At 69.7% G+C, this 13,353-nt stretch carries 10 protein-coding genes; 3 read left to right on the top strand and 7 right to left on the bottom strand.

The features are described from left to right. Positions 1-33: 33 nt before the first annotated feature. A complete protein-coding gene (locus tag A7X12_RS14530; protein ID WP_064312305.1) occupies positions 34-1,533 on the bottom strand; it encodes a CoA-acylating methylmalonate-semialdehyde dehydrogenase in 1,500 nt (499 codons plus the stop codon). Positions 1,534-1,645: 112 nt separating this feature from the next. Between A7X12_RS14530 and A7X12_RS14525 the strand changes: the two genes are divergently transcribed. Then, positions 1,646-2,548: a LysR family transcriptional regulator gene (locus tag A7X12_RS14525; protein ID WP_064312304.1), complete on the top strand. Its 903-nt coding sequence runs from the start codon at positions 1,646-1,648 to the stop codon at positions 2,546-2,548. Here A7X12_RS14525 and A7X12_RS14520 read toward each other — a convergent pair. From A7X12_RS14520 to A7X12_RS14510, 3 genes are all read right to left on the bottom strand, one after another. Beyond that, positions 2,545-3,507 carry an alpha/beta hydrolase gene (locus A7X12_RS14520; protein WP_232318522.1) on the bottom strand — a complete coding sequence of 321 codons (963 nt, stop codon included), beginning with the start codon at positions 3,505-3,507 and terminating at the stop codon, positions 2,545-2,547. The genes A7X12_RS14525 and A7X12_RS14520 overlap by 4 nt on opposite strands. Before the next feature lie 86 nt (positions 3,508-3,593). After that, on the bottom strand, positions 3,594-4,859 hold the full coding sequence (locus A7X12_RS14515; protein ID WP_064312303.1) for a sigma-54-dependent transcriptional regulator: 1,266 nt from the start codon (positions 4,857-4,859) through the stop codon (positions 3,594-3,596). Then, entirely contained in the window at positions 4,856-6,541 is a 1,686-nt protein-coding gene (locus tag A7X12_RS14510) for a sensor histidine kinase (protein ID WP_064312302.1), read from the bottom strand. Before A7X12_RS14510 ends, A7X12_RS14515 begins: the two co-directional genes overlap by 4 nt. Positions 6,542-6,764: 223 nt before the next feature. Here A7X12_RS14510 and A7X12_RS14505 point away from each other — a divergent pair, with 223 nt between their 5' ends. Both A7X12_RS14505 and A7X12_RS14500 read left to right on the top strand, forming a co-directional pair. Further along, positions 6,765-8,117, top strand: a complete 1,353-nt coding sequence (locus A7X12_RS14505) for a dicarboxylate/amino acid:cation symporter (protein ID WP_064312301.1) — start codon at positions 6,765-6,767, stop codon at positions 8,115-8,117. A 12-nt stretch (positions 8,118-8,129) separates the two neighbouring features. Continuing rightward, positions 8,130-9,575 carry an alginate export family protein gene (locus A7X12_RS14500; RefSeq protein WP_064312300.1) on the top strand — a complete coding sequence of 482 codons (1,446 nt, stop codon included), beginning with the start codon at positions 8,130-8,132 and terminating at the stop codon, positions 9,573-9,575. Between the two features lie 6 nt (positions 9,576-9,581). Here A7X12_RS14500 and A7X12_RS14495 read toward each other — a convergent pair whose 3' ends face one another. The 3 genes from A7X12_RS14495 to A7X12_RS14485 are packed head-to-tail and all read right to left on the bottom strand — an operon-like array spanning position 9,582 to position 13,313. Beyond that, entirely contained in the window at positions 9,582-9,959 is a 378-nt protein-coding gene (locus A7X12_RS14495; protein WP_064312299.1) for a YdbL family protein, read from the bottom strand. Further along, positions 9,959-10,153, bottom strand: coding sequence for a YnbE family lipoprotein (locus A7X12_RS14490; RefSeq protein WP_064312298.1), 195 nt, complete (start codon positions 10,151-10,153; stop codon positions 9,959-9,961). The genes A7X12_RS14495 and A7X12_RS14490 overlap by 1 nt, the downstream gene beginning before the upstream one ends. 25 nt (positions 10,154-10,178) lie before the next feature. After that, positions 10,179-13,313 (bottom strand): intermembrane phospholipid transport protein YdbH family protein, encoded by a 3,135-nt coding sequence (locus A7X12_RS14485; RefSeq protein WP_064312297.1) that lies wholly within the window; start codon positions 13,311-13,313, stop codon positions 10,179-10,181. Positions 13,314-13,353: the final 40 nt, after the last annotated feature.

Below are 13,353 nucleotides of genomic sequence, written 5' to 3'. Positions count from 1 at the left end.
ACGGAAGAGCGAGGTGCCGCGCCGCCACCACCATCACCCCATCGTCGGGATGACGAACGCGTTGGCCGCGTCGCCCACACCGCCGTCGGGCCAGCGCTGGGTGACCGTCTTCACCTTGGTCCAGAACCGGACGCCTTCCATGCCGTGCTGGTTGACGTCGCCGAAGGCCGAGCGCTTCCAGCCGCCGAAGCTGTGATACGCCACCGGCACCGGGATCGGCACGTTGATGCCGACCATGCCGACATTCACCCGCGCGGCGAACTCGCGCGCGGCGTGGCCGTTGCGGGTGAAGATCGCGACGCCGTTGCCATATTGGTGCTCGCTCGGGAGGCGCAGCGCGGTCTCGAAATCAGGGGCGCGGACGATCTGGAGGACCGGGCCGAAGATCTCCTCCTGATAGCTCTTCATGGCTGGCGTCACGCGGTCGAACAGCGAGGGGCCGATGAAGAAGCCCTGCTCATGGCCCTGCAGCTGGAAGCCGCGACCGTCGATCACCAGTTCCGCGCCTTCGTCGACGCCGGTCTGGATCCAGTTCTCGACCCGGGCCTTGTGCGCGGCGTTGACCACCGGGCCATATTGCGCCTCGGCATCGGTGGAGACGCCCACCCGCAGCGCCTCGATCGCGGGGATCAGCTTTTCGCGCAAGGCATCGGCGGTCTTGTCGCCGACCGGCACCACGACGGGCAGCGCCATGCAGCGCTCACCGGCCGAGCCGAACGCGGCGCCGGAGAGGTCGGCGACCACCTGGTCGAGATCCGCGTCGGGCATGACGATGCCGTGGTTCTTGGCGCCGCCCATCGCCTGGACGCGCTTTCCTGCTGCTACGCCGCGCTGGTAGACATAGTGCGCGATGTCGGACGAGCCGACGAAGCTGACCGCACCGATCGCCGGATGGTCGAGGATCGCGTCGACCATCTCCTTGTCGCCCTGCACCACTTGCAGGATGCCCTCGGGCGCGCCGGCCTCCAGCATCAGCTCGGCGAGGCGGACGGGAACGCTGGGATCGCGCTCGGAAGGCTTGAGGAGAAAAGCGTTGCCGCAGGCGATCGCGACCCCGAACATCCACATCGGGATCATCGCCGGGAAGTTGAACGGGGTGATGCCCGCACCGATGCCGAGCGGCATCCGCATCGAATAAACGTCGATTCCGGGGCCGGCGCCCTGCGTGTACTCGCCCTTCAGCGCATGCGGGATGCCGCAGGCGAACTCGATCACTTCCAGCCCGCGCTGGATATCGCCCTTCGAATCGGCGATCACCTTGCCATGCTCGGAGGAGAGCGTGTGCGCGAGCGCGTCCATGTTCGCCTCGACCAGTTCCTTGAAGCGGAACATCACGCGGGCGCGGCGCTGGGGGTTGGTCGCCGCCCAGCCCGGCTGCGCCGCCATCGCCGCGGCCACCGCGCGATCGAGATCCGCGGCGGTGCCGAGCGCAACCTCGGCCTGCACGGCACCGCTATTGGGGTCGAAAACCTGCGACCGACGGCCCGCGCCGCCCCCGGCGTGTCCGGGAATCACGTGCTCGATCAACCGCATTGCCTGGCTCCATCCTATCCTTGCGCCAAGCGTTGAAGTGTTTCAGCCATGCAGGCAAGAGGTAGAAAGTGCAGGTTCACCCTGCAAAACTGCAGGCCGTGGGGAGCATGGGATGGACTGGGACGATCTGCGCGTGTTCCTGGCGGTGGCGCGGGCGCAGCGCCTCAGCCGCGCCGCGGCGGCGCTGGACATGGACGCGACGACGATCGGCCGGCGGATCCGGCGGCTGGAGGGCGCGTTGGGCCGCCGGCTGTTCGAACACGCTCCCGCCGGGCATCTGCTCACCGAGGAAGGACAGCAGCTGTTCGACCAGGCGGAGCGGATCGAGGCGCATGCGCTGACCATCGCCGGCACCCCGTCCCAGGAAAGCGCGCTTGCCGGCACGCTGCGGGTCAGTGCCTCGGAGGGGTTCGGCACGCGGATCATCGCCCCGCGCCTGCACCGCTTCACCGCGCGCTTCCCCAATATCCGCATCGACCTGATCGCCTCGAGCGGGTTCCTAAGCCCTTCGCGCCGCGAAGTGGACGTGGCGGTGATGCTCGCGCGGCCGCGCACCGGCGATCTCGTCGCCCGCAAGCTGACCGACTATACGCTCGGCCTCTATGCGACCCCCGGCTATCTCGCGGCGGCGCCGCCGCTGGAGCGCAGCGAGGATCTCCAGCCCCAGACGATCACCGGCTATGTAACCGACCAGATCTATGCCCCCGAGCTGCGCTACCTCTCCGACATCGACCGGCGACTGGTGCCGCATGTCCGCAGCACCAGCATCAACGCCCAGGCGGAAATCATCGCCAGCGGCCAGGCCTGCGGCATCCTCCCCTGCTTCCTCGGCGACGCGATCCCCGGGCTGCGCCGGGTGCTGCCCGACAGCATCGCCATCCAGCGCAGCTTCTGGCTGGTGGTGCCGCGCGACCTGCGCGGGCTGCCCCGGATCGACCGCTTCCTCGCCTGGCTGACCGAAGAGATGCGCGATCTGGCCCCGCTGATGCGCGGCGACGGCAGTCCAGAAGCCTAGCGCCCGCGCGCCGCCTGATCGCGCCAGATCCAGCGGAGCGCCTCGGGCAGCAGCGCGCCGCCATCGGCGTCCGAATGGCTGCCATCGGTCCAGCGCCAACTGATGTCGTAGCGCGGGCCGGCGGCGTGCGCCGCATCGGCATGGGCGTTCGCCCATTGCAGGCTCTTCACCATCTGCTGGTTGGCCAGGAACCAGTTGCCATGTTCATTATCGAGATCGTTGCGCCCGTCCTGCAGGAAGATGCGAAGCGGGCGGATGGCGCTTTTGCGGATCAGGCCTGGATAGGTGTCGCCGCCATAGACGCGCGGCGTGCCGTCTGGCCCGAGCTGCAACCCGATCGACGTATAGCTACCGATGAAGCTCAGGACGTTGCCGAATGCGTCCGGGTGCCGCCACGCCACGGTGAAGGCGGCGATCGCGCCGCTGGAGGTGCCGGCGATCGCGCGGCGCTTCGGATCGCTGGTGAAGGGCCAGCGCTGCGCCACGGCGGGCAGCAGCTCGTCGAGCGTCATCCGGGAATAGGCGTCGGACAGCGCATCATATTCCTCGACGCGGTGGTCGGGATTATCCATGCCGAGCGTCGTGGGATAGTGCGCCGACCGATTGCCGGGGGTGACGAAGATCGCCAGCGTCGACGGGATCGCATGTGCCTGGAGCAGCCCATCGAGCACGGCGGGCACCTTGAGCGATCCCCTGGGGTTAGTCGCGCGCTGCCCATCCTGGAACAGCAGCAGGTTGGGCGGCCGCACCGGATCATAGTCGGCGGGGACATAGACCCAGTAGCGGCGAACCGTGCCAGGATAGGCGCGCGCGCGGAGCTCGAACGGTCCTTCCAGCCGGCCCTGCGCCTCGGCGGGACGGACTGACGCAGCGGGCCTGGGCGCGGGTGCAGGCGCGGCGGACAGCGTTCCTCCCGCTCCGGCCAGCACCAGCATCGCCCCAAGGATCGCCTTCCGCATCGCCCCGCCTCTCCTAACCATTTCCACAGCCTAGCAAATCGCAGCGGCGGCGAAAGCCCGCCTCGGCTTGACGGGCGTCGCTCCGGTCAACGCCCCCGCGCGCGCCGCAGATCGACCCCGAGGCGCTTGACCCGATAGTAGAAGGTCTTGCGCGGCAGGCCGAGCGCGACGATCGCGGCGTTGATCTCCCCCTTGGCGGCAGCGATGGCGTCAAGGATCGCCGTGCGTTCGAAAGCCTCCATGCGCTCGGGCAGCGAGCGGGTATCTTCCGGCGCGGACGGCGGCACGGCATCGAGCCCCAGTACGAAACGCTCGGCGGCCCGCTCGATCTCGCGGACATTGCCGGGCCAGTCGCTGCCGGCGGCCGCATGCGCCGCCTCGGTCAGCACCGGCACCGCGCGGCGATTGCGCCGCGCCGCCTGCGCGGCAAAATGGGCGAACAGCAGGGGCACGTCCTCGCGCCGCTCGGCAAGGGGCGGCAGCCGGAGCGGCACCCCGGCGAGCCGGTGGTAGAGGCCCGGCGGCAGCGCCGCGGCCCGTCCCTCCCCGATCGCGGCGATGATGCGCACGTCGACCGGATCGGGATCGCGCTGGTCGACGGCCACGGTGCGGGTTTCGGCGAAACGCACCAGCCGATGATGGAGTTCGGGCGTGGCCAGGTCGAGATGATCGAGGAACAGGGTACCCCGGTCGGCGCGGGCGATCGGACCGTCCCGGCCGAACAGTTCGCGCTCGACAAGCGCCGGCGGGACCGTCGCGCAGTCCAGCGCCTGGAACCGGTGCCGCCCCCGCCGCCCGGCGCGATGGACGAGCCGAGCATAGAGTTCCTTGCCCGTGCCGGTCGCGCCCTCCAGCACCAGGTCGAGCGCGGTGTCGGCGAGTACCGGGATCATCTCTCGCAGACGGCGGATCGGCGCGCTTTCGCCGATCAGCGCGGTATCCGCCTCGGTACCGGCGGCACGGAGGCGCCGGTTCTCCAGCACCAGCGTGCGGGCCTTGCCGGCACGTTGCAATGCCGCGGCCAGCGCGTCGCCGGGGAAGGGCTTGGTAAGGAAGTCCCAGGCGCCGGCCTTGATCGCCTCCACCGCCATGGCGACGTCGCCGTGCCCGGTCATCAGGATCACCGGCAGTTCGGGATCGATGCCGCGCAGCCGGTGAAACATGTCCACGCCCGACATACCGGGCATCCGGACATCAGTGACCACGACGCCGGGGAAATCGCGGTCGATCGCGGCAAGCGCGCCGGCGGCATCGACGAACGGCCGCACCGCATGGCCTGCAAGCGTGAGCAGCTGGGTGAGCGCCGCGCGAAAGTCGGCATCATCCTCCACCAGCGCGACGGGGACGGTCATGGCCGGCGCAGCTCCAGTTCGAAACAGGCGCCCTGCGCCTCGGGCAGCCAGCGCAACGCCCCGCCGAGATCGGTCATGATGTCGCTGGCGATCACCAGGCCGAGCCCCAGGCCGTTGCTGCGGCTGGTAGCGAAGGGGGTGAACAGCCGCGCGGCGATCTCGGGCGGGATGCCGGGGCCATTGTCGTGGATCCGTACACGCACCATCCCCGCCTCGGGCGCGATGTCGATCGCGATCCGGGGATCGGCATGCCCGGCCAGCGCCTCCGCGGCATTTTGCAGGAGATTGACGAACACCTGCTCCAGCCGCACCCGCCCCCCCAGGACCAGCAGCTGCGGATCCAGCGCCGGGCGCTCCAGCCGTAGCGGGCGCAACTGCTCCTTCAGGATCAGCAATGCGCCGTCGAGCGCGTCGGCGAGCGGCAGCGGGCGCAGCTCGCCGGGCTGGCGGCGCGAAAAACCGCGCAGCTGCGCGGTCACGGCGCCGATCCGGTCGCTGAGCCCGCGGATCGTCTCGAGATTGGTGCGCACCATGTCGGTCGCGCCGAGATCGAGCAGCTGCAGGCTGGTTTCGGCATAGGTGCGAATCGCCGCCACGGGCTGGGCGGTCTCGTGCGCAACGCTGGCGGTGACCTGGCCCAGGGTAGCGAGGCGGTTGGCCTGGCGCAGCCCCTCGCGCAGATCGGCCGCACGCGCCTCGATCGCCGCGCGCTCCTCGATCTCGCGGCGGAGCGCGGCGGTACGTTCGGCGACCGCGGCCTCCAACTCAGAGGTCCGCCGGCGGCTGAGCGTCGCGCGCTGGCGCAGTCCCCAGAGCAGCGCCGCCAGCACCAGCACGGCGAGCAGCGCGCCAAGCCCCGCGGCGCGCTGCGCGGTGGCGACGGCGGGGCCGATGCTGCGGCGGAGCGACAGGCGCCAGCCCGGCTGGCTGGTCGGCACGCTCGCCTCCACCTGATCGCCCGCCAGTGGCGGCAACAGCGCCGGCACCGATCCTTCCGGCAGCGCCGCCTCGCGTCGCAAGGCGGCAAGCACCGCCGGCAGGATGGGCCTTGCAGCAGCGAAGCGCAGCGAGGGGTCGTTCGAAACCAGCACCAACCCGGCCGGTCCCTCAACGAAGGTCTCGCCCCCGGCGCGCTGCCAGGCGGCCTCGATCGCGTCGAATTCCAGCTTCACGACGATGACCCCGTTGGTCGGCGTGCGCCGGGCGAGATACAGGCCCGAATGACGGCTGACCGTACCGAGCGCGAACTGGCTGGCCTCCCCCAGCGCGCGCGCTTCGCGAAAATAGCGGCGGAAACGATAGTCGGAACCGACAAAGCTCTGCGGGCTGCGCCAGTTGCTCGCGGCGAGCGTGCGGCCGCTGGGGGCGATGACGTAGATGGCGGCGGCATGGGTGGTACGGGCCAGCGCCTCCAGCTTCGCGTTCAGCGGAGCGGCCGGGGCGCCGGCAAGCGCCGCCGCGACATCGCGATCCTCGCCCAGCGCGAGCGGGAGCAGGCGGAAGCGGGCGATCTCGCTGTCGAGCAGGGCGGCACGCAGCTGCGCGCTGGTCCGCGCACCAGCCGCCAGCGTCTCACGGGTGCGGTTGCCCGCGAACCACCCCGCGGTCAGCGCGACCGCCGCGCCCAGAAGCGCGGCGAACACCCAATAGCGCCAACCGGAAAGCGAGTCGCGATACGTCACCGCGCCAGCTATCCGCCACCGATCAAAAATGTGCAAGTTTTGACACTTCGCATCGGCCGCGCGTGCCGATTTCTGCGCACGCGCGGACCCAAACTAGTTCCATGCAATTGATAATGCGTCGTTTTCTTTGGAAAACGATTTCGCTTTTCCCGCAGCAGGCACCGGCCGAGCATGGCGCGATCCAGGCTACCGACCAAGCAACGGAGCCGAAGGAGAGGAAGTGATGGCCCATTTTACCGCCGACCCCGCCCCGGCTGCCCTGCCAGACGCGCCGGCCAAGCCCAAACCCTGGTATGCGCACCTGTATGCGCAGGTGCTCGTCGCGATTCTCGCTGGCGTGCTGATCGGCCATTATGCGCCGGCCACGGGCGAGGCACTGAAGCCGATCGGCGACGGTTTCATCAAGCTGGTGAAGATGATCATCGCGCCGGTGATCTTCCTCACCATCGTCACCGGCATCGCCGGCATGCGCGACCTCAAGGCAGTGGGCCGGGTCGCCGCCAAGGCCTTCGGCTATTTCCTGTTCTTCTCGACGCTGGCGCTAGTCGTCGGCATGGTCGTAGCCAATGTCGTGCAGCCGGGTGCGGGGCTCAACATCGATCCCGCGACGCTCGATGCCGGCAAGGTCGCGGACTATGCCGCGAAGGCGCATGAGAGCACGCTGACCGGCTTCCTGCTCGGCATCATCCCGGACACCTTCCTCTCCGCCATCACGGGCGGCAACATCCTGCAGACGCTGTTCGTCGCCATCCTGTTCGGCATCGGCCTCGCGCTGACCGGCGATCGCGGGCAGCGCGTCGTCGATGCGCTGGAGGACATCTCGCTGGCGATGTTCAAGGTCGTCGCGATCCTGATGAAGGCGGCGCCCGTCGGCGCGTTCGGCGCGATGGCGTTCACCGTCGGCAAATATGGCGTCGGCACGCTCGCCAATCTCGCGATGCTGGTCGGCACCTTCTACTTCACCTCGGCGCTGTTCGTGATCGTCGTGCTGGGCATCGTCTCCGCGCTGGCCGGCTTCTCGATCTTCCGGCTGATTGCCTATCTCAAGGCCGAGTTGCTGCTGGTGCTCGGCACCTCCTCCTCGGAAAGCGCCCTGCCCTCGCTGATCGAGAAGATGGAGCGGGCGGGCTGCCCGAAGACGATCGTCGGCCTGGTCGTCCCGACCGGCTATTCGTTCAACCTCGACGGCACCAACATCTACATGACGCTGGCGGCGCTGTTCATCGCCCAGGCGACCAACGTCCATCTCTCCATCGAGCAGCAGCTGCTGCTGCTCGGCGTCGCGATGCTGTCGTCGAAGGGCGCGGCGGGGGTGACCGGTGCGGGCTTCATCACGCTGGCCGCGACGCTGTCGATCGTGCCCAGCGTGCCGGTGGCCGGCATGGCGCTGATTCTCGGCGTCGACCGGTTCATGTCCGAGTGCCGCAGCCTCACCAACTTCATCGGCAATGCGGTGGCGACCGTGGTCGTCTCGCGCTGGGAAGGCAGGCTCGACCACGAGGCGCTCTCGGCGGCGCTGCACGGCCAGGCGCCGCGCATCGACCAGCGCCCCGCCGACGCTGTCCCCGCCGAGTAAAGGGAAGCTCCCATGCGTAGCGTAACCCGCGTCCTGGGCGCCACCCCGGCGCTCGCCCTGAGCATGCCTGCCGCCGCGCAGGTCGTCGAAACCGCCGGCTACCCGGCCGCCGCCGCCGGCGACGGCGCGACCACCGCCGGCTACAACCTCTCCCGCTGGGCCGAAGACTGGCGCAAGCTATGCGATCCCGCCAAGCGCGACGATCCGATCGACGCCCTCAAATGCGTGAAGCTGACGCCGAACGGCGACGTATATGTCACCCTGTCCGGCGAAGCCCGGCTGCGCGTGAACCACACCACCAATCCCAATCTACGCGACAGTCGCGCGCACCGGCACGATATCGTCCGGCTGGTCGGCGGTGCGGACCTCCACATCGGCGAGCATCTGCGCGTGTACGGCGAACTGGCGCATGGCGGCATCAGCGGGGTCGAGCTCGGCGCTCCCGCGGCGACGCTGCGCAACGACGTCGCGGTGCAGCAGCTCTTCGTCGAGGCGAAGGGCGAGATCGGCGGCGTGGACATCGGCGCGCGCTACGGCCGGCAGGAGTTCACCGACGGCCCGAACCTGCTGGTATCGCAGCGCGACAACAACACGATCCGCTTCACGCTGAACGGGGTGCGCGCCTGGGCACGCGGCAAGACGATGCGGATCGACGCGTTCGATCTCAAGCCTACCCAATATGGCGATCTCGGCACCGATGACGACGTGATCGATCCCGCCCGCCGCTTCTCGGGCGTGAGCCTGGGGTTCGTGGTGCCCAAGACCTGGGTCGGCGGCGCAAAGCTCTATTTCGATCCGTTTTTCTGGCGCCGCCGTAACAAAGTGGGCACCTGGGGCGGCAGGATCGGACCGGCGACGCGCTATTATCTCGGCACGCATCTGTGGGGCGAGGCCGGGCGGATGACGCTGGACTGGTCGGTGAACCATCAATGGGGCCATTTCCGCGACCAGCGGATCGATGCCTGGCAGGGCTTCTTCGCACAGACTCTGCGGCTGGGCGCCGGGAAGTCCGCGCCGCGCATCGGCTTCCATGCGGACTATGCCAGCGGCGGCGGGGGCTATGGCAACGGCAAGCTGCGCAACGCCTATGCCCCGTTCGGCAACAACATCTATTACAGCTACGGTCTGTTCCTCACTCCCAGCAACCTGGTGGCAGTGGCGCCGACGCTGAGCCTCTCACCGACCCCGAAACTGCGGCTGAGCACGGAATATCAGCGCGCCTGGCGGGCGAATGTGCGGGACGCGGTCTATCGCGCCAATGGCCAGCCCTTCGCCGGCACGCAGAATGTCCGCGATGCGCGCATCGCCGACGTGGCGCGGATGCAGGCCGTGTGGACGATCACGCCGCGGCTCTCGGTGACCGGTCGCTACGAGCATCTGATCGCCGGCCCGTCGCTGACCAAGGCCGGCTACCGGAGTTCGGACTTCCTTGCCGGCTGGATCAGTTTCCGCTTCTAGCCCGCATCACAGGCAGCGCGGGTCCCGCACCGGCGCGTCGCTGCCGCGGGTCAGCCAGCGGCCGTCGGGCGCCCGATATTTCTCGCCCGGCGCTGTGCGCAGGATGAGGTTGCAGCCGGTGACGAACGCCATCTGCTCCACGGTCGAGCTGGCCGCCGCCTGCTGGGTATATTGGCGCTTGCGCTGGATGTTGATGTTATTGACGATCGCCTGCAGCGCGGGCGTTGCCGAACCGACGATGCCGAGATAGCCGTCCGGCTGTTCGCCGACCTGGCCCTGCTGGCGCGCGGCCTGATAGGCGGGATCGCGCTGCGCGAAGGCCGGCGCGATCACCCCCGCCGTGATCGCAGCCGCCATGCCGATAGTGGAAAGCAGGGTACGCATCAGAAAATCCCCGGATTGTCCTGGATGATGGCCTTCGCCTTGTTGTCGAGGCGATATACCACTTCCTGGGTGATCGAAATATTGAGGTTGATGACGATCGGCTTGTCCGGCGCGTTCACCGTGACGCAGCCACCGAGAAACACCAGCGGGGCCACCCCGCAGGCACCGAGCCGGGCCGACAAACGCTGTTTCATGCTTCCAAGCTCATAGCAGGGCCTTTCATGGACGGGGCGCGCTTTCGCGCGGCTGAACGGTGGGTTTGCCCGCTTCCTCTGCACGTTTCTGCTCCTCGATCAACGCGGGCAGGTTGCGCTCGATCAGGCGGCGCGGATCGTACCAGGACTGCACCGAATCCAGCAGCTGGCGGAAAGGTGCGTTGATCCGGACGTTGAAGAGCAGCGGTAGCCGGGCGAGGCGGCGGATCAGGAAATTGGACTTGGTGCCCGCGCCCTGGCTGAGGCCCGAAAAGCTGATGTCGGTGATCATCTCGCCCGCGAGCGGTCCGTTCATGCGGACGGCCAGGTTCTTGTAGTCGAGCGACTTGAGCGCCTGGAACGCCATATTGCCCCAGGTACCGAGATTCTCGCGCGAGACTTCGCCGACATAGGCGATGTGGCCGCCCGCGCGGGCGCGAAGCTCGCCGCCTTCGATCCGGCCGCCCGTCTCGTCAAAGACCATCGGCAGCGTACCGTCGAAGGTGCCGGTGGCGTCGAGATTGTCGAACGCCATTTCCTTCAGGAACAGGGCAGCGTCCACCCCCTTCACATGGAAGGTCATCCGGCGCTGGCCGGCCTCGTTGAAGTCGAGCGTCGTTGCGTCGAGGACAAGCTCGCCGCCCGCGAACGGCCAGCGCGCGCCTTCCACCCGCACGCGGCGGCTATCGAGCAGCTGGTAGCGGAACACCCCGTTGCGCACCGGCACGCCGGGATTGATGTCGGCGACCTCGGCCCGCTGCCCCGGGGCGGTGCGCACGTTGAGCAGGTCGGTGAAGTCGAGCGTGGTGGTCAGCCCCTGTACCGGGCCGAACGCCGCGGCCAGCGCCATATTGGTCGCGGAGAACCGGCCGGTACTCGTCACGGTCTCGCCCGACCAGGCGATTCGGCCGGATCCGGCGACCAGCCCGTCGACATCGGCGATGACGCCGAAGGTGAGCGGCGTCAGATCGGTGGGCTGGAGGCCGTTCACCTGGAAGCGGACCCCCGGCACGTCAAGCAGCGCCTGCCCCTCGCCCTTGCCCAGATCATGGGTGATCGTCACCCTCGCGACCGACACCGGTCGCTTGGTGCCGACCAGATCCGCCTGCGCCTCGATCCGGCCGTCGTGCAGACGCACGCGGCCTTCGGGTGCGGCGAGCGGTTCGAAACGGGGCGTCGGCTCGGCATCGGCGAGGCGGAAGCTGCCTAGCAGCGACAGGTCGCCCTCCGCCACCTGCCAACGGCCCTTGCCTTGGGAGAGGATGAGCGGCACCGCGCCGATCTGTCCGCCGAGCCCCTCGAAGCCGCCGGCCATGCCGGTGCCGAAGCCACCGTGCAGCTGCGCGATGTCGAGCCGGGTCGGGCGTTCGGCGCCCAAGCGGAGCGCGATGCCGGCAAGGTCGAAGGCGCGCGCACGCCAGTCGAGACGAAGGCCGGTCGCGGCAACGCTGAGCGGGTTGCCGCCCATCGCTCCTGCCAGCGCCACGGCGGGCGCGCGGATGCCGCCGTCGAGCGTCCGGCCCCGCAGCCGGAGCATCGCCGGCCCGAGCGGGCAGACCGGGAGCCGCTGGCGGCTCAGCACCATGCCGGCGATGGCGAGGCGCGCGAAGGCGAGCGTCTCGCAACTCGGATTGACCGCGATGGCGCTGCCGTCCCAGCGCGCCGCGATGGGGAGGGAAAGCCCATCGATCCGCCCGTTGCCCAACGGGCCCGACAGCGCGGTGACCGTCTGCACCGCGCCACTCTTCCCGCGAATGCGGACGTCGAGCCGGGCGAGGCCGAGGCTTGCACCGCCGGCAGCATAGGGCCGCACTTCGCCGGTGCCGCGGAACACATCGTCACCGGCGGCCTGCGACAGCCGCAGCGCTGCGTCGGGAAGGCCGCCGCCCTGCATCGTCAGCTGGCCGGCCAGCGCGATTGCGCCGGTGGGGAGGCCGAGCACCGCACCCTGGCCGCCATCGAAGCGCAGCCTGGCGCCGGAACGGGCGGCAATCGCCGCACGCTGCAGGCGGAGGGTCGTCCCCTTGGGCCCGGTGAGGATGTCGAGCGCGGCGTCGGCGTCGAAGCGTCGTCCCGCCTGCTCGAGCGCGGCGGTCAGCCGCGGGACCAACGGCGCGAGCGGCGTGCCGGCGCCCGTGTCGCGGTAGCGCGTGACCCGGGCGAGAAGCGGCGCCGCCAGCGCTGCGTCGCGCAACGTCAGCGTGCCGGCAAACCCGCTCGACTGGCCGAGAACGTAGCTGCCCGAGACCGAAGCCGCAGCGGCCCGGAGCGGCGCAGCAACGACCGACCCGGCCCGCAGCGCCATCTTGCCGGCGGTGCGCAGGCGGTCGCCGGCGAAGTCGAGGACGCCGATCCCGCCCGTCAGGCGCCCCCAGGGGGACGCGAGCTCGTGCAGCGCGACGCGCGCATCGCCCTTCCACCGCGCGAAAGACGGGTCGAGATCCACCCGCAGCGCAGCGCGGACCTGCGCGACACGCGCCGGTCCGCAGGCAACCTGCCCCGCTGCGATCGGGCCGGCAAGGCTCGGCGCGCCGCGACGGATGCGGAGCTGCAAGGTGGCGGTGACCCCGTCCAGCGCGCAATCGGCGGCGTGCAGCCGGGGCGCATCGACGCGCAGCGTGCCGAAGAACCCGTCGGTCAGCAGACCGCCTCCGCGCAGCGCGAGCGTCAGCGGCCCCATGTCGCTCTCCAGCCGGAGCCGGGCATCGTCGACCGCGACGCTGAGGCGCGGCAAGGCAAAGGGCTTGCCCGAGGGCGGCGGCATCAGCCGGTCGAGCGATCCGAGCGACAGCGTACCGTGGGCGAGCCGCCCCTTGATCCGCACCGTGCCCGCCTTTGCGACGAGCAGATCCGCGCGCCACGGCGTGAGGGCGGTGCGCAGCTCGATCCAGTCCGCAACCAGATCGGGATCGCGCGGATCACCGAGGACGATGTTGGTCAGGCGCTGCCGCCATGGGGAGAGTTGCTCGATCGTGTAGCGTGCCGGCACGCCGCGCCGCGCCAGCTCGCGATCGACGAAGCCGCGGGCGATCGTGCGCCGCTGCAACCAGGCGGTAGCGAGCGCAACGGCGAGCAGGACGAACAGCGCCAGCGCGAGACGACGCCAACGCCGCGCCCGCCCTGCCCGTCTGCCAGCCCTTGCCTTGTCGTCTTCGTCCACGCCCGCTCCAGCCAGCTACCGCGCATCTCGCGGCGCCGCC

Source organism: Sphingomonas sp. TDK1 (genome assembly GCF_001650735.1).
Lineage (GTDB): Bacteria > Pseudomonadota > Alphaproteobacteria > Sphingomonadales > Sphingomonadaceae > Sphingomonas.
Note: the sequence above shows the minus strand (reverse complement) of the source record. Positions and strands in the feature narration are given on the sequence as shown.

Bases quoted from the DNA above. Each gene is read 5' to 3' on its own strand.
- A7X12_RS14520 (WP_232318522.1), bottom strand. From the start codon at position 3,507: ATGCGGAAGGCGATCCTTGGGGCGATGCTGGTGCTGGCCGGAGCGGGA.
- A7X12_RS14490 (WP_064312298.1), bottom strand. From the start codon at position 10,153: ATGAAACAGCGTTTGTCGGCCCGGCTCGGTGCCTGCGGGGTGGCCCCG.
- A7X12_RS14525 (WP_064312304.1), top strand. From the start codon at position 1,646: ATGGACTGGGACGATCTGCGCGTGTTCCTGGCGGTGGCGCGGGCGCAG.
- A7X12_RS14495 (WP_064312299.1), bottom strand. From the start codon at position 9,959: ATGCGTACCCTGCTTTCCACTATCGGCATGGCGGCTGCGATCACGGCG.
- A7X12_RS14500 (WP_064312300.1), top strand. From the start codon at position 8,130: ATGCGTAGCGTAACCCGCGTCCTGGGCGCCACCCCGGCGCTCGCCCTG.
- A7X12_RS14530 (WP_064312305.1), bottom strand. From the start codon at position 1,533: ATGCGGTTGATCGAGCACGTGATTCCCGGACACGCCGGGGGCGGCGCG.
- A7X12_RS14515 (WP_064312303.1), bottom strand. From the start codon at position 4,859: ATGACCGTCCCCGTCGCGCTGGTGGAGGATGATGCCGACTTTCGCGCG.
- A7X12_RS14505 (WP_064312301.1), top strand. From the start codon at position 6,765: ATGGCCCATTTTACCGCCGACCCCGCCCCGGCTGCCCTGCCAGACGCG.